The organism is Enterococcus sp. 4G2_DIV0659 (assembly GCF_002140715.2).
Classification (GTDB): Bacteria; Bacillota; Bacilli; order Lactobacillales; family Enterococcaceae; genus Enterococcus_L; species Enterococcus_L mansonii.
This window is the reverse complement of record NZ_NGLE02000001.1, coordinates 2,486,488-2,503,896: the sequence shown is the minus strand read 5'-3', so window position 1 is coordinate 2,503,896 and position 17,409 is coordinate 2,486,488. Positions and strand designations below refer to the sequence as shown.

Here is a 17,409-nt window from a genome sequence, read left to right as displayed (position 1 = left end):
TAGTCTTTTATTGAATTACAACTCGTACATTATTTCTACGTCCCCAAGTCAAACATTGATCCACGGTTGGGAAGTGAACGTCAATAATATTACCTTTAATAGCGCCACCAGTATCTCCGGCAACTGCAAAGCCATATCCATCAACTTGCACAAGAGAACCTAAGGGAATCACGCTTGGATCAACTGCGATCACATTGCTTTGTGAGCGTAAATCGATTCCTGTTGCTGTGATAAATCCTGATCCAGCTTCTCTCCATGAATAAGCAGTAGATTGCATGTAAAGCACTCGTCCATTTGCTCCACCATTGCCAGCTTCTTCACCAGTGCTTGGTACTTCTGGTTGTGATGGCGGTGTAACAATTGGATGCTCTTCAGCACTTGAGCTTGAACTGCTGCTTGATTCACTGCTTGATGATGAATTACTGCTTGAACTTGAAGCTGCTACAGCTTGCTTACGTGCTTCTTCAGCCGCTTTTTGCTTTTGAAGTTCGGCAGCTTTTTTCTCATCAGAGATTCGTTTTTCTTCTGTTTGTTTTTGGCTGGCAATTTGTTGTAGTACTTCTTGATTCTCAGATAATTGCTGTTTTAATGCTACAACTTGCTCATCCATAACTGTTGCTTCACTCTGTAATTTCGATTCGTTGGTTTGTAATTCTTCTTGTTTTGATTTTACAGTTTCTTGAAGCTCAGAAAGCTTTTCTTTATCTTTAGATAAACGATCAATTTTTTCTCGTTCCGCATTTTGTAAAATAGTCATCGCATACGCTTTATTAAAGAAATCTGATACACTTTCAGCATCTAATAATACTTGCCATGTACGCTGTTCCCCACTCAGTTGGATATCTTTCATACGATTTCCAACGACCTCTTTACGGCGTGCAATGCTTTGTTCTGTTGCTGTAATTTCAGCTTCAGAGTTTTTGATTGCTTCTTCAGCTTTTGAAATATCTACTTTGAGTTTTTCAATTTCAGCGTATTTTTCATTAACATCATTCAAAGCTGTAGTGATATCTTCGCTTAGTGCTTCTCCAGTCTGGGCTGCTTGTGACTCTTTTTGTTTCAGCTCATCTAAAGATTCTGCTGCTGCACCGATCGGAAGAGCAACATTTACTAGCATGATAGCAGCTAAAAATGGTATCAATTTTTTTACTTTCACTGAATCCAACACCTTTCCTAACTAAATCCAACTCCACCTATTATACTAATCTATAGGGGCTATATTATTTCAATAACGTTACAATTTATTACATTTTAGAGAAAACACCCTTTTTTCTGTAACATTGTTTCATTTTATTCCTTCTATTCTACATACTTATATAGCAGGAAAATCCTTTTATATAGGCTTTCCCCGCTATTATAAAACACATAAAAATACTGTTATACTAGATAAAAAATCATTTTGGCTTTTTCTCGTTTTTATTAATAATTTGTTGTATTTCGATGGAATTTTTCACATCTTTTAATTTAAAGCGCGGATAATTTTGTATCCAACGCTTTTGATTAGCACTCATACGGGCTAATAATTTTTTCATGGCTGGAGATTCTTTTAACTCTTCTAGCCAAATAGTTCGATCCGCTGTTTTCAATTTTTTGTGCTCGCTAATTTCCTCTGACACTGTATTTTTTAATTCAGAAAGGCTATTGGATAATTCATCCCGCTTTTCGTTTAAGGTCAGAGCTAACTCTTGTTTACGTTCTTCAATAGCTACATTTATTTGTGAGATTACTTTTTTGAATGATTGCATGTTGATTAATGTGTAGATCAAATCACTACCAATCATAAGAAGCAAGATACAAGGCAAAATAAGTCCGAATTTATCTGCTAAAAAATGTTCGAGCACTAGAACTTTCGGATGAATCACCCGCACAATCAGTACACAAGCAATCCCCCAAAATAAGGATACAGGTAAGGCAACTCGCCCATTCAGATTTAATGGAACATCCGTATAATCCCACCATGATGCATGGAATAACTTTTCCAAACCATAACTAGTGATATATTCTAAAACAGTCACTAAAATGGTAGATAACACATATAAAAAGGCTATATTTTGTTTAACTGGTTCTAAAAAATAAAGAACACTCAAAATGCCAAATCCGTAAATAGGACAATAAGGTCCTACTAAAAAGCCTCGATAGACAAATTTTCTTGCTTTTAAAGAACAATAGATTGTTTCCCATAACCAACCGATAAACGAATAAATAAAAAATAACAATACAATCTTGATAAATTCATTCATGTCTTTTCTCCTTCTTAAATAAGCTTCACTCACCATTGTAACAAATAACCCTGGTTGTATGCGAGCAACTTTCTTTGTATGGACGATTGATATACAATAGGTAGAGAATTAACCAATTTTTAGAACTTGTTCTTTTGAAAACAAATATGTGGACTGCTTTTATTTAGCTTCATGAGCTTGCTCTTCGGAAAAAAGATAATAGAGTATCGTGGCTAAGAACGCCTCAATTCTTTTTTCCTATTTTTCTGTCAGAGCAGAACGAGCTTTTTGTACTTTAATTATCTAGCTTCATGGGCTTGCTCTTCGGAAAAAAGATAATAGAGTATCGTGGCTAAGAACGCCTCAATTCTCTTTTCCTATTTTTCTGTCTGAGCAGAACGAGCCTTTTGTACTTTAGTTATCTAGCTTCATGGGCTTGCTCTTCGGAAAAAAGATAATAGAGAATCGTGGCTAAGAACGCCACAATTCTCTTTTCCTATTTTTCTGTCTGAGCAGAACGAGCTTTTTGTACTTTAGTTATCCAGCTTCATGGGCTTGCTCTTCGGAAAAAAGATAAAAGGGTATCGTGGCTAAGTGCGCCACAATTCTCTTTTCCTATTTTTCTGTCAGAGCAGAACGAGCCCATTCAGCTTTTATGTTTAGGAGGAGAGTTATGATTAGTTTGCTTAAATATGCAAAGAATTATCGTAAACAAATTATTTTGGGGCCGTTTTTTAAATTTTTAGAGGCTTGTTTTGAACTTATTTTACCCTTATTGATGGCCCGTTTAGTGGATCAGGGGATTCGGCGGAATGATCAAGGATATGTATTACAAATGGCTGGTTGGATGTTTTTGATGTCAGTTGTGGGGTTGGTTTGTGTCTTGATTTGTCAATATTATTCTTCTATCGCCTCACAAGGCTTCGGCACAGAATTAAGAAATCAGTTGATGAAAAAAATTAATCAGCTTTCTCATGCTGAATTAAATAGTTTTGGAACAGATACCTTAATTACACGGATGACAAATGATATCAATCAATTGCAGCTTGCTTTAGCCATGTTGATTCGTCTTGTTATTCGTGCCCCGTTTTTAAGTATTGGTTCTGTGATTATGGCTTTTTATATTAATGTTCAAATGGGCTTTATTTTCTTATTGATGTTGCCGTTGTTTTGTATTGTTCTTTATTTCATCATAAAGACAACTGTTCCTTTGTATAAAAGAGTCCAAGAAAAGTTAGACTTATTAAATCGGCAAATCAGTCAAAATTTAAGTGGTGTACGCGTTATCCGTGCATTTGCTAGAAAGAAAACGGAAGAAAAGCAAGTCAATAAAGTAACGGATGATCTTTCCACTGTTTATATTCGTGTGAGCAATATTTCTGCTTTATTGACTCCTGCTACAACTTTAATCATGAACTTTGGTATCTTAGCGCTACTGTATCTTGGTGGAATCAAAGTCGAGTTTGGCGGATTACAACAAGGGGAAGTTTTGGCTTTAATTAATTACATGAACCAAATGTTGCTTGCTTTGATCGTTGTTTCAAATCTAGTCATCATTTTTACCCGCGCTTCAGCGTCTGCTTCTAGAGTGAATGAAGTTTTATCTGTGATCCCTACGATTTCATCAGAGCACATGGAAATGACTGAGACAGATCAAGGAGAGGGAATTGTATTCGATCATGTCTCTTTCCGTTATCAACCGACAGCAGGACTATCCTTGAATGATATTTGCTTAACCATTCCGGCTCGTTCTACTCTTGGCATCACAGGACCGACTGGTGGTGGAAAAAGTACTTTAACGCAACTGATTCCTCGTTTTTATGATGCAAGTGAAGGAACTGTTTTCGTCAATGGCGTAAATGTTCGTGACTGGTCTATGGATCGACTGCGCAAAAAAATCGCTATTGTCCCTCAAACTGCCGTATTGCTTACAGGGACTATTCGTGAAAATCTCCAATGGGGGAAAGAAAATGCAACAGACGCTGAGTGTTGGCAAGCTTTAGAAACGGCTCAGTGTAAAGAGTTTGTCGAACATTTAAGTGACGGACTCGATACTCTTGTATATGAAGGCGGGAAAAATTTTTCTGGTGGACAAAAGCAACGCTTAACCATTGCTCGTGCCCTTATCCATAAACCCGATATTTTGATTTTAGATGATTCGCTAAGTGCACTCGATTACCAAACAGACTTAAATCTGCGAACAGCTTTAAAACAACAGTTGAAAGACACAACCTTAATTTTGATTTCTCAACGAATCAGTTCGATTCAACAAGCCGATCAGATTTTAGTTTTATCAAGTGGGAAACAGGTTGGTTTAGGTACCCACGAAGAACTATTAAGACAGTCAACTGCCTATCAAGAGATCGTCGCTTCTCAAGAGGAGGGAAACTAATATGGAGAGGAAAAAAACATCCATGAATTCGTTTAAGCGTTTCATGCCTTATTTACTACATTATCCCAAAGAAATGCTTGCTGCGATTATCTTAGGAATCTTCAGCGGATTAACAACTGTTTTGATGACTTTTTATATAGGAAAATCTGTGGATACCATGATTGCTAAGGGGAATGTTGACTTCACTATTCTGTTGAACCTACTTACTCTTTTAGCTGGGATTTTGGTGATCACTGTTATTAGTCAGTTGCTGATTCAACGATTGGGAAATCGTGTATCCTACCTTTCTGTGGCGGAGTTAAGAAAAGATGCGTTTGTTCATTTAAACCGATTACCTTTAAATTATTATGATCAAACCTCTCACGGAAATATTGTCAGCAGGTTTACTAATGATATGGATAATATCTCTGTAGCTTGCTCTGCCGTTTTTAATCAATTGTTTTCTGGTTTGTCTGTTGTCATCATTGCTTTTTTCTTTATGCTTAAACTAAGCCCAGTATTAACAGCTGTGGTTTTGGTTGCTACTCCAATTATTTTTCTAGTCAATTGGATTGTTGCACGATCCTCTCAAAAAAACTTTGCCGCGCAGCAAAAAATCGTCGGAGAAATTTCTGGTTTTGTGACTGAAATGGTTGGAAATCAAAAAATCGTTAAAGCCTTTCAACAAGAAACGGTTTCTCAACAACGCTTTGAAACACTCAATGAACAGCTTTATATTCGAGGTCAAAAAGCACAATTTTCGTCCTCTTTAACTAATCCGCTCTCTCGCTTTATCGATCACTTGTCTTATCTTTCTATTGGGCTTGTCGGCGGTTTATTGTTATTAAATGGCAATCAAGCGATCACAGTAGGTATTATTTCAAGTTTTACCATCTATTCCAGTCAGTTTTCTAAACCATTTATTGAACTTTCTGGAATTACAACACAAATTCAAACAGCCTTAGCTGGGTTGGATCGAACGTTTGAAATCATTAATCAACCTGAAGAAAAACCAGATGGCGCCCATGCATTGACATTGACTAATGTTTCTGGAAAAGTTGTCTTTGATCACGTAGATTTTTCTTATACACCAGCAAAACCGTTGATTCAAGATTTTAATTTAACAGCTTTACCAGGCGAAACGATTGCGATTGTAGGTAAAACGGGCGCTGGAAAATCAACATTAGTCAATTTATTGATGCGTTTTTATGAAGTAAACCGTGGGCAAATTTCTATTGACGGTCATCCACTTACTCAAATTACCAGAGATAGTCTGAGAAAAAGTTTTGGCATGGTTCTACAAGATACTTGGTTATTCGACAGTACCATTCGTGATAATTTAACCTATGGAAAGCCAGATGCGACTGATGAAGAAATCGAGCGAGCTATGAAAGAAGCCTACATTTTTGACTTTGTTATGCGTTTACCCAAAGGATTAGATACGTTGATTGGTGCTAGCGGCATTAAAATTTCAGAAGGACAACGACAACTCATGACGATTGCTCGAACCATGATTAGTAATCCGCCAATGTTGATTTTAGATGAGGCGACTAGTTCAGTGGATACGTTGACAGAGAAAAAAATACAAGATGCCTTTTTACGAATGATGGAAGGACGCACAAGTTTTGTCATCGCTCATCGTTTATCAACTATTAAAAATGCAGATAAAATATTGGTTATGGATCAAGGAGCCATTGTAGAAATCGGTAGTCATGATACGTTGATTAATAAAAAAGACGGTTATTATCATGCGCTCTATGAAGCACAATTTAAAAACCAATTATAAAAAAAGAAAACTTCCTTGGGATGTAGGAAGTTTTCTTTTTTTTATTTTAATTGTGCAAATGATTTCTTCAAAAACTGTTTATATGGTACTTTATTCCCCAAATAATAAGTCATGATTACTTGTATTGGGAAGAATAAGATATTTTTGATAATTCTAGGCGCCCACCAAGCAAGATTGGAAATATCCACGCCATACATCAAGCCGAGCCACAACGGCGTTAAGAACATATGAATGATCAAAGTGACTGATAACGTTGCTAAAATCACTCGTCTCCACGTTAACTCCTTCTTAAAATAGAAAAAGCCATAAATTGCTCCTGATATAAAAGCATTTAAAGTAAACCCTGGAAAATAAGGCCCTTTAGGAAACAACAGCATACCGACTGTATCAGCTACTGCGCTACCTATTCCCGTCCAAAAAGGACCAAAAAGAATCCCCATCAGTGATTCGGGAATAAACGTCAAACTAATACGTAAAAACTGGGTCTCAAACGAAATAAACCGCGTGAAAACCACCATTAACGCAATCAATAAACTCATCAGCGTAATGGTTCGAGTATCAATTCTTCTTTTCTTCATTTCTAGCATCTCCTCTAAGAGCTGCTACACAAAATATGCAGCGAATGCGAAAACAAAACCGCGTATGATTAGAAAAGCGGAACGAACTGATTAGCTCTGACTGAAAAATAGGACATCATTATTGTGACGCTTTTTGGCACGAGAATGATTTTTCTTTTTTCCGAAGAGCTGGTTCGTGCAGCTGGATCACAGAAAAGCGGAACGAACTTGATTAGCTCTGACTGAAAAATAGGACATCATTATTGTGACGCTTTTTGGCACGAGAATGATTTTTCTTTTTTCCGAAGAGCTGGTTCGTGCAGCTGGATCACAGAAAAGCGGAACGAACTTGATTAGCTCTGACCGAAAAATAGGAAATCATTATTGTGACGCTTTTTGGCACGAGAATGAGTTATCTTTTTTCCGAAGAGTTAGTTCGTGTTTCTTTTACTTCATACTTCGTCCGAAAGGCAACATCCCATCCTTTCAGCACTTGACGCTTTATTTTCTACTCTGATTTATTTAGGCCTAAGCCTAAGTGCAATATAGCATATTCCCATTTCTACTGCAACAAACAGCAACTAAAAGGATAGTGGTTTTTCCTCTAACTCATGTACAACATTTCTAAAATCCGCAAAACCAGCTTGCAGGCCTCTCAACAATATTTCAGCAGTCCCAATGTTAGTCGCCAAAGGAATCTCATAGACATCACACAAACGAATCAATGCGGTCACATCTGGTTCATGAGGCTGAGCCGCAAGAGGGTCTCGTAAAAAAATCACCATATCTAACTTATCTTCTGATATCATTGCGCCAATTTGTTGATCCCCACCTAAAGGTCCTGATTTAAAACGATGAACCGACAATCCCGTTGCTTCTGACACTTTCAATCCTGTAGTTCCAGTAGCAAATAATTCATGTTCATTTAAAATAGGTTGATAGGCTATCGCTAATTTAACCATCAGCTCTTTTTTTCGATCGTGTGCAATCAATGCAATTTTCATCCAGCATCTCTCCATTCACTTCTTTTCACCATTATAACAAAGACTGTCATTGAAAAGTTAACGGAACGTTCGGTCATCTGTCACTTTGCCGAAAAAAATGATTTTTTCTTGTGCAACCTTCCATTGAGGTTGTACAGCGCTTTCATTTATACTGTAGATACAATAAAAAAAGAAAAGAGTGACGAACATGGTAGAAATGGCGTTAAAGCATGTCTATAAAAAATATGATAATGCGGAAAATTATTCCGTGACAGATTTCAATTTGGAAATCGCAGACCGTGAATTTATTGTTTTTGTCGGACCGTCTGGCTGTGGAAAATCAACCACTTTACGTATGATTGCTGGTTTAGAAGACATTACTGAAGGTGAGCTTTCTATTGGTGACAAAGTGATGAATGATGTTGCACCAAAAGATCGTGACATTGCTATGGTTTTCCAAAACTACGCATTGTATCCTCATATGACTGTTTTTGATAATATGGCTTTCGGATTGAAACTTCGTAAATATGACAAAGCTGAAATCAAAAAACGGGTGGAAAATGCTGCTGAAATCTTAGGGTTAACTGAATACTTAAAACGCAAACCCGCCGCATTATCTGGTGGTCAACGTCAGCGTGTTGCATTAGGTCGAGCAATCGTTCGTGATGCAAAAGTATTTTTGATGGATGAACCTTTATCCAACTTAGATGCAAAATTACGGGTGGCCATGCGTGCTGAAATTGCTAAATTACACCGTCGTCTAGAAACAACAACGATCTATGTCACTCACGATCAAACAGAAGCTATGACAATGGCCGATCGCATTGTTATTATGAAAGACGGATTTATCCAACAAATCGGCTCACCCAAAGAAGTCTACAATACACCAAACAATGTTTTTGTGGCAGGTTTTATTGGCTCACCAGCGATGAACTTCTTTAATGTTACCTTGAACAATGGCGTTATTCGCGATGGACATGGATTAGAACTAAGAATTCCAGAAGGAAAAAACAAGTTACTTGTGGAAAAAGGCTATGAAGGAAAAACAATTATTTTTGGGATTAGACCTGAAGATATTCACAGTGAGCAAGTTGCCTTAGATACAATGACCGATGCTGTTGTTCGTTCCGAAGTTGTCGTTTCTGAACTACTTGGTGCTGAAACAATGCTGTATACAAAATTAGGCGACACAGAGTTCATCTCTAAAGTAGATGCACGCGATTTCCACCGTCCGACTGAAATGGTTGATCTAGCATTTAATATCAATAAAGCTCATTTCTTTGATCCTGAAACAGAACAAGTGATTAAATTACCATAAACAACTGTACTTAGTGAATGAAACAACGAAGATTTTTACGTTTGTTTCATTCACTTTTTTGAACTTTACAAAAATAACTGAGACGTAACCTTATGAGTTACATCCCAGTCCTATAAAAAAACCATAAAACACTTCTCATTCTTTGTTAGGTGTTGATTTCTTGCAGCGGAATCGTTACTTTTTCTTGCTTCGCTTTTTTCGCTTGGCTAAAGACTGGAATATCAAATTGTCTGCTTAAAGCATTTGCCACAAAGAAAGCAATGTTAAAATCAACCAAGCTGTGAATCAACCCGCCAATCCCCATCAATAAAAAGATCGAATAGATATATCCTTGTGTATAATAGGTTTCCGGTAGATTTCCCATCGTATAAAAAACGCTGACTACTGCTAACTCTGCTAAAGAATGAATAATACCGATAATTAAATTGAATAATTGAAAGCGCCCATTAAAAAGGAAAAACTTATTCTTCGATAAAACAATTGTCGGATGCTTTTGCAGGTAAAAGGCACCTATCATTGCAAATATCACATGAGACATTGCTCGCAACGCAATAATTGGTGTCGCTGACAGAAAGAACCCAAACCCCGTCCCTAAACTAACCGCTAGTGCTACGCCTGGTGAAAAAAACATCGCTAAAAATACTGGTACGTGGCTTGCTAAAGTAAAAGAAGCTGGGCCAATCGTAATTCTAGGCATGACCATAGGGATAATAATCCCCATTGCTACAAGTAATGCCGCTATTGTTAACTGTCTAACTGAACGTTTCTTCATGTTTTCCTCCAATGTGTCTTGACATATTATGACTTGTTCATTTTACGAGAAAACAAACAATGTGTCAAGACACATCGGACTCTTGTTATCTTTTTTCTAGACCACTAGAAAAAGAACTCTTTATAGCACCTTGCTTAAGAGTTCTTTTATAGAGTATTTGATTATTTTTCAATTGCTTATTAAAACAAACCGATGATTCTTCCATCTTTATCAACATCAATTTGTTCGTAAGCTGGTTTTTTCGGCAATCCCGGCATGGTCATCACAGCTCCAGTATATACAACAATAAATCCTGCTCCAGCAGAGACTTTGATATTGCTGACTGTAATCGTGAAATCAGTTGGTCGCCCTAGTTTTGTCTGATCATCAGAAAATGAATATTGTGTTTTTGCCATACAAATCGGTAAATGGCCAAAACCTAGTTTTTCAAGTTTTGTAATTTCTCTTTCTGCAAGTGGCTCATAGCGAACACCATTTCCACCATAAATTTTTTCGACAATTGCGTGAATCTTCTCTTTAATTGATAGATCATCTGGATACGTGAACGAGAAATGATTTTCTTGTTCAGATAAGCGAATCACTTCTTTGGCAAGTTCTTCCCCACCTGCACCACCATGTTCCCAAACATCAGACAACACGACATTAACATTGCGTTTTTGACATTCTGATTCAACAAGAGCAAGTTCTGCCTCTGTATCTGTAGGAAATTTATTGATAGCGACAACCGTTGGCAAGCCAAAAACAGTCGTTGTATTTTCAATGTGTTTTAATAAATTGGGTAATCCTTTTGTTAAAGCATCAATATTTTCTTTGGAAAGTTGATCTTTAGCTACACCGCCGTGCATTTTTAAAGCTCTAACTGTTGCAACAACTACTACAGCAGAAGGACGAATGCCTGATTTTCGACATTTGATATCAATAAATTTTTCAGCACCTAAATCTGCACCAAAACCACCTTCTGTTACTACATAATCCGCCAATTTTCTAGCTGTATTTGTTGCAATCACGCTATTGCATCCATGAGCGATATTCGCAAAAGGACCGCCATGAATCAACGCAGGGTTGTTTTCTAATGTTTGAACTAAATTTGGCTTAATTGCCTCTTTCAATAATGCCGTCATTGCTCCTTGAACATTTAGCTGTCTAACCGTAATCGGCTCATTATCGAAAGTAAAACCAATAATAATATTCGCTAAATTTTCCTTTAGGTCTTCTATATCATTTGATAAACACAACACAGCCATGATTTCTGATGCCACTGTAATTTCAAAGCCGTCTTCTCTTGGCACTCCGTTCACTCGAGCACCTAACCCATCAATGATATGCCTTAATTGACGATCATTCATATCAACTGCTCTCTTCCAAGTGATACGACGATTGTCAATTCCTAGCTCATTTCCTTGGAATATGTGATTATCTATCGCCGCTGCCAATAAGTTATTTGCAGCACCAATTGCATGAAAATCTCCTGTAAAATGCAAGTTGATATCTTCCATTGGTACTACTTGTGCATATCCACCACCAGCAGCTCCGCCTTTAATTCCAAAAACGGGACCTAGAGATGGTTCTCTTAGCGCGACGATGGCATTTTTACCCACTCGATTTAAGGCATCGCCTAATCCTACAACCGTAGTTGTTTTTCCCTCTCCTGCAGGTGTTGGCGTAATCGCTGTGACTAAAATGACTTTTCCATTTTTATGATCTTGGATTTTTTCAACATCGATTTTTGCTTTGTATTTTCCATAAAGTTCAAATTGTTCTTCCTCTAAACCAATTTTTTCGGCTATTTTAGCAATTGGCAACATTGTAGCTTCTTGAGCTATTTCAATATCAGTTTTACCCATTGTTTCCCTCCGTTCTATTGGGGTATTTTTTAGCTTTTTTTCAACCAAGACAGAGCGGTATCTGAATAAATTTTTGCCCCTTCTACTAAAACAGATTCATCAAAGACGATAGCAGGATTGTGTAGGTTAATTAGCTCTTCTGAAGCGACCAAAAGAACCGTGGTTGTGGGAATCAATTGACTGATTTCACCAAAATCTTCACTCCCCATTAACGGCGTTGAGACAGGGATATCCACAATACGATCTGCGCCAAATGTTTCAGTCAATGAGTGTTTTGCAAAATCCGTTACCTTAGGGTCATTGATATTTGTTGTACACCCATTCGTAAAAATCACTTCTGCTTCTGCACGAAAGGCTTTCGCAATATTTTCAGCTATAACCACCATTCGTTCTTTAATCTGTCCACGAACTTCTTCTTTCAAAGTACGCAAGGTTCCTTTCATCACAGTCGTTTCTGGAATAATGTTTGAAGCGCCTGGCGTACCGCCTATAAATTCGCCAATCGTTAGTACAAAACGTTCCTCAGAGCCAATTTCTCTAGCTGAAAGCTCTTGTAAAGCTGTATAAATATGAACAGCAACATTGATCGGGTCGATTGACGTTTCTGGTTGGGAACCATGTCCCCCACGACCTTTAACTTTGATTTCAAACCAATCCGCACTAGCCATAAAAGTACCAGCTGGCGTAGGCATGATTTGACCGACTTTAAAGCCTTTAAAAGGAAATACATGAATCATCATTCCTGCATCGACTTTTGGATTTTCTAATACATGATTTTCGATACAAACTTTTGATCCAGATAAAATTTCTTCGCCTGGTTGAAATAATAGTTTTACTTGCCCTTCTAGTTCATCTTCAAATTCTTTTAAAATTTTCGCAGCACCTAAAAGCATCGTTGTATGCATATCGTGACCACATGCATGCATATAGCCATTTTCAGATTTAAATGAAAGGTTCGTTAATTCCTTGATTGGTAGAGCATCCATGTCTCCACGCAATAAAAATGTCTTTCCGCTTTTTTTACCAGCTAATACAGTGATTCCAGATTCGCCGCATGCTTTTGGTTCATAGCCATATTCTTTTAATTTATTCTTTACAAAAGCAACTGTTTTTGGCAAGTCCATACCAATTTCAGGATTTTGATGTAAATGTCTTCTGATTTGAATCAGCTCTTCTTCTAATGAATGTGCATAGTGTTTTTGTTTTTCTGATAGCATATCGTTTTCTCCTTTTCTGTTTAGCTCGATAATTGCTGAATACCTCGTAAAAACGATCAATTGAAAACTTTACATCGTAGTCTACCAATGAAACAACCTCAGCTAACGTATATAAAATTCATAGTAGCAAAAATAATACCCATTCGTAAAGAGCCGAATTAATCTATTTATTCAATATAAGGCTTTAACCTATTTTTTCGGCATAGTATGAATCCCGTGACCGCTCAAATTTTCATAGGCTTCGCCAATTCCTTCATTATATGTTGGATGAGGGTGGATGATCGCTGATACTTGCTCCATTGTCAGCTCATTAACGATAGCTGTGGTAAATTCACTAATCATATCTGTTGCTCGATCACACATAAGTTGAGCACCAATGATTTTTTCACTATCAGCTTGCGCTATCACTTTAATAAAGCCTAATGACGTGCCTGCTATGATTGTTTTTCCATTACCAGCCATATTGTACTTACCGACTTTGATAGAAATTCCCTCTTTTTCTGCCTGTTCTTCTGTCATGCCGACGCAAGCAATTTCCGGTGTTGTATAAACGCAAGAAGGAATCACCTCTAAGTTATAGACTTCTTCTTGCTGATTCATTCCTAACACCGCATTCACACCTTGAGCAGAAGCTATATGAGCTAATTGTCCGCCCCGGCTAGCAACATCACCAATAGCGTAAATATCTTTGATTGATGTTTCAAACTGTTCATCTACCCAAATTGCCTGATTTTCTGTTTTCACGACCAATTCTTCGGTGAATAAATCGTCAAAATACGCTTTTCTGCCTGTCGCAATCAAAATCGTCTCTCCAACAACCGTTTGCTCTTTTCCTTTATAGGTAAACGTACAAGTCAGTTGTTCTTCTTTAGTAATACGGGTGACAACTGATTTTGTGTGGATCTTAATTCCTTGTTTTTTTAAGAGCATCGCCATTTTTTTTGAAATCTCAGTATCAAACTGTGGAAGTAATGTATCTGCTGTTTCAATGATTGTGACGTCACACCCAAATTCATTAAAAATCGTAGCAAATTCCACACCAATCACACCACCGCCGATGATAATCAGTTGTTTATATTCTTTTGCCTGGGTCAAAAGCTCATTACTCGTCACAACACCAGGTAAATCACTTCCTGGAATTGGTGGAATAGCAGGTCTTGACCCAGTAGCAATGATAATTTTTTCCGTTTCATATTTTGTCTCTGCAACAGAAACTAAATGAGGACTGAGAATTTTAGCATTCCCAGAAAGCAACTCGATTTTATTTGCCTTCATAAGTCCTTCGATTCCTTGAACGAGCTTATCAACTACTTGATTTTTCTTTGCATAGATTTCTTCAATGTTTACTCTGACATCACTCACATGTATTCCGTGTTCTCCCGCGTCTTTCAGCTCACGAACGGTACTGGCTGATTGTAGTAGCGATTTGGTTGGTATACATCCTCGATTTAAGCACGTACCGCCAACTCGTTCCTTTTCAACAAGGGCTACGCTCATTCCTAATTGCGCTGCTTTAATTGCGGCAACATACCCACCTGGACCTGCTCCTATTACAATTAAATCATACCTCAACTAATCCCTCCGTTCTTACTCCTCTTCAAATCTGTATCGAACAATTGGCTGTCTTGCGGCTCTTACTTCATCTACTCGATGGATTTTTGCATGTAATGGATAGTTATGGAAAGCTTCTGGATTTTCATGCGCTTCTTTGTAAAGTTTGCGATATACTTCAACTGCCTCATCTATACGTTCTTTTGATTCAGTTTCAGGAGGTTCTACCATTAATGCTTCAGGTACAGTTAATGGGAAATACATCGTCGGCGGATACATTTGATGATCTAAAATTCCTTTAGCAACATCAAGTGCTGAAACACCGGTTTCTTTTTTTAGCTGATCTAAGCTGATTACAAATTCATGCATACACGCATCGCCATATGGCACTTCAAACAAATCCTTTAATTGGTGCAGCATATAATTAGCATTCAGCACAGCACCTTTCGATGCCGAAGCAATCCCTTCTGATCCTAAAAATAAAATGTACGTCAAGGCACGTAAAAATACAGAAAATTGCCCATAAAATCCTTTTACCATACCAATCGAATACTCTGGTTTTGTAAAGGTGATTTGATCTTCTTTTTTCACTGGATAATAATTTGGTAAAAATGGTTTTAATAATGATTTACAGCCGACAGCTCCAGAACCTGGTCCACCGCCTCCATGAGGGGTTGAAAAGGTCTTATGCAAGTTTAAATGGATAATATCAAAGCCCATATCTCCTGGTCGAGCAACGCCCATGATCGCATTTAGATTCGCACCATCATAATAATTTAAACCGCCAGCATCGTGAATGATTTTAGTAATTTCTAAAATATTTTTATCAAAAATTCCTGCAGTATTAGGATTCGTCAACATTAATCCTGCTGTATCATCTCCAACAGCTTCTTTTAATGCGTCAATATCAACACAGCCATGTTCATCAGAAGGAATATTCACAGTAATCATGCCTGTCATTGCTACACTTGCTGGATTTGTTCCATGTGCTGAATCTGGTACAATAATTTTATTTCGTTGTCCTTGTCCATTTTTTTCATGATACGCTTTGATCATCAATAAACTGGTGAATTCACCGTGAGCACCAGCTGCTGGTTGGAAGGTAATGGCATCCATTCCAGTAATTTCTTTTAAGAGACTTTCTGCCATGGTGAACACTTCTAAAGAACCTTGAACGGTATGTTCTGGCTGTAACGGATGGATATTCGCAAACGCTGGAAAAGCAGCCATTTCGTCATTGATTTTAGGATTATATTTCATCGTACATGAACCAAGTGGGTAAAAGCCATCATTAATACCAAATGTTGCATTCGCTAATTCTGTGTAATGACGACTGATTTCCGGCTGTGAAAGTGACGGTAAATGCAGTTCTTTTTGTCGTTTCATCTCTTGCGGCATAGGAACAACTGGAACATCACAAGGCGCAATCATGTCATTATGATACCCTTTTACACTGCGTTCAAAAATTAATTTCATTATTTACACGCCTCCTTAACCAGTGCAACAACTTCATCCATTTGTTCTTTTGTATTCATTTCAGTTACACACCAAAGTAAGCCTTGCTTGGTCGGATACCCGCCTAAAATATCCTGTTCTTCTAATACAGCCAATACTTTTTCGTTCGATACAGGCAGCGTTGTCAAAAATTCGTGGAAAAATGGTGCATCATTTCCTAACTCTACCCCTTTAATTTGAGTTAATTGAGCAGCTAAATAATGGGCTTTACTGTAACAGTGTTCAGCTACTTCCTGAATTCCTTGTGCTCCCATTGTACTCATATATACTGCATTGGTTAACGCACACAGCGCTTGATTAGAACAAATATTGGAGGCTGCTTTTTCTCTACGAATATGTTGTTCTCTAGCTTGTAAGGTTAAAACAAAGGCACGATTATTGGCTTCATCAACTGTTTCACCAGCAATTCGACCTGGTAGTTTTCGCATCATTTTTTCCTTTGTTGCGATAAATCCAATATAAGGACCACCAAAAGCCAAAGATAAGCCAAATGGTTGTGAATCTCCTACCGCTATATCTGCGTTAACTTCACCGGCTGTTTTCAATACTGTGCTTGCTACAGGATTTACACTCATAATAAATTTGGCTTTTTTATCATGAACGATGTCTGCCATTTCTTCCACTTGCTCAATACCGCCATAATAATTCGGTTGTTGAACCACAAAACAAGCTGTGGTTTCGTCCAATTGTTCTTTTAAAACAGAGAGATCCGTTAAACCATTTTTTTCTGGAATCATCACCACATCGATTTCTCTTGAACTGAAATACGTCAGTGCCGTCTGAATAGTCATCGGATTCGTTGTTTCCGAAATCAACACTTTTAAACGCTTTTTCTCTAGACACATATTGATTGCTTCTGCTGCGGCTGTTGCACCATCATAAACGGATGCATTCGTTGCATCCATCCCTGTTATTTCACAGATCATTGTCTGATATTCAAAAATAGATTGTAACAAGCCTTGGCTGATTTCTGGCTGGTAAGGGGTATAGGAGGTAACGAATTCCTCCTTTGCCGCTATTTGTTTTACGATTGCAGGAATATAGTGATTATAAGCACCCGCTCCTCGAAATATCGCCGAAAATACTTTATTTTTTCTACCCATTGTTTCTAAAATCTGTCGTACTTCAAATTCTGACTTTCCAGCTGGAATATCAAGATTTTTCACCAACATTTCTTTTGGAATATCTTGATAAAGTTCACTCATATCTTTTAAACCAATCGCTTGTAACATGTCTTGCTGTTGTTTTTGTGTTGAGCCAAGATAATTTCCCATTA

General features: G+C 37.6%; 13 protein-coding genes and 1 riboswitch. Of the genes, 3 read left to right on the top strand and 10 right to left on the bottom strand.

The window, feature by feature from the left end; genetic code table 11:
* Positions 1 to 7 precede the first annotated feature (7 nt).
* On the bottom strand, positions 8 to 1,168 hold the full coding sequence (locus A5880_RS11615) for a 3D domain-containing protein (protein WP_419469613.1): 1,161 nt from the start codon (positions 1,166 to 1,168) through the stop codon (positions 8 to 10).
* Positions 1,169 to 1,394: 226 nt separating this feature from the next.
* The gene (locus tag A5880_RS11610) at positions 1,395 to 2,240 is read right to left on the bottom strand and encodes a putative ABC transporter permease (RefSeq protein ID WP_086329200.1); all 846 of its coding nucleotides are present in this window, start codon (positions 2,238 to 2,240) and stop codon (positions 1,395 to 1,397) included.
* A 652-nt stretch (positions 2,241 to 2,892) separates the two neighbouring features.
* On the opposite strand from A5880_RS11610, the gene A5880_RS11605 reads away from it, so the two are divergent.
* Positions 2,893 to 4,611: an ABC transporter ATP-binding protein gene (locus A5880_RS11605; protein ID WP_086329199.1), complete on the top strand. Its 1,719-nt coding sequence runs from the start codon at positions 2,893 to 2,895 to the stop codon at positions 4,609 to 4,611.
* A gap of 1 nt (position 4,612) precedes the next feature.
* Positions 4,613 to 6,376, top strand: a complete 1,764-nt coding sequence (locus tag A5880_RS11600; protein WP_086329198.1) for an ABC transporter ATP-binding protein — start codon at positions 4,613 to 4,615, stop codon at positions 6,374 to 6,376.
* Positions 6,377 to 6,417: 41 nt separating this feature from the next.
* Here A5880_RS11600 and A5880_RS11595 read toward each other — a convergent pair whose 3' ends face one another.
* Both A5880_RS11595 and mgsA read right to left on the bottom strand, forming a co-directional pair.
* Complete coding sequence (locus tag A5880_RS11595) at positions 6,418 to 6,954, bottom strand: folate family ECF transporter S component (RefSeq protein ID WP_086329197.1); 537 nt, start codon at positions 6,952 to 6,954, stop codon at positions 6,418 to 6,420.
* Between the two features lie 393 nt (positions 6,955 to 7,347).
* Positions 7,348 to 7,451: riboswitch (THF riboswitch) on the bottom strand.
* A gap of 63 nt (positions 7,452 to 7,514) precedes the next feature.
* Positions 7,515 to 7,937 (bottom strand): methylglyoxal synthase, encoded by a 423-nt coding sequence (gene mgsA, locus A5880_RS11590; RefSeq protein WP_086329196.1) that lies wholly within the window; start codon positions 7,935 to 7,937, stop codon positions 7,515 to 7,517.
* 187 nt (positions 7,938 to 8,124) lie between these two features.
* Between mgsA and A5880_RS11585 the strand changes: the two genes are divergently transcribed.
* On the top strand, positions 8,125 to 9,234 hold the full coding sequence (locus A5880_RS11585; protein ID WP_086329195.1) for an ABC transporter ATP-binding protein: 1,110 nt from the start codon (positions 8,125 to 8,127) through the stop codon (positions 9,232 to 9,234).
* Between the two features lie 145 nt (positions 9,235 to 9,379).
* Here the strand turns inward: A5880_RS11585 and A5880_RS11580 are convergent, their stop codons facing one another.
* From A5880_RS11580 to gcvPA, 6 genes are all read right to left on the bottom strand, one after another.
* Positions 9,380 to 10,006 (bottom strand): hypothetical protein, encoded by a 627-nt coding sequence (locus tag A5880_RS11580; RefSeq protein ID WP_086329194.1) that lies wholly within the window; start codon positions 10,004 to 10,006, stop codon positions 9,380 to 9,382.
* A 179-nt stretch (positions 10,007 to 10,185) separates the two neighbouring features.
* Entirely contained in the window at positions 10,186 to 11,850 is a 1,665-nt protein-coding gene (locus A5880_RS11575; protein ID WP_086329193.1) for a formate--tetrahydrofolate ligase, read from the bottom strand.
* A 29-nt stretch (positions 11,851 to 11,879) separates the two neighbouring features.
* The gene (locus A5880_RS11570; protein ID WP_086329192.1) at positions 11,880 to 13,067 is read right to left on the bottom strand and encodes a M20 metallopeptidase family protein; all 1,188 of its coding nucleotides are present in this window, start codon (positions 13,065 to 13,067) and stop codon (positions 11,880 to 11,882) included.
* Between the two features lie 189 nt (positions 13,068 to 13,256).
* Complete coding sequence (lpdA, locus tag A5880_RS11565) at positions 13,257 to 14,639, bottom strand: dihydrolipoyl dehydrogenase (protein ID WP_086329191.1); 1,383 nt, start codon at positions 14,637 to 14,639, stop codon at positions 13,257 to 13,259.
* A gap of 15 nt (positions 14,640 to 14,654) precedes the next feature.
* Entirely contained in the window at positions 14,655 to 16,094 is a 1,440-nt protein-coding gene (gene gcvPB, locus A5880_RS11560) for an aminomethyl-transferring glycine dehydrogenase subunit GcvPB (RefSeq protein ID WP_086329190.1), read from the bottom strand.
* Complete coding sequence (gene gcvPA, locus A5880_RS11555) at positions 16,094 to 17,407, bottom strand: aminomethyl-transferring glycine dehydrogenase subunit GcvPA (RefSeq protein ID WP_086329189.1); 1,314 nt, start codon at positions 17,405 to 17,407, stop codon at positions 16,094 to 16,096. The genes gcvPB and gcvPA overlap by 1 nt, the downstream gene beginning before the upstream one ends.
* Between the last annotated feature and the right edge of the window lie 2 nt (positions 17,408 to 17,409).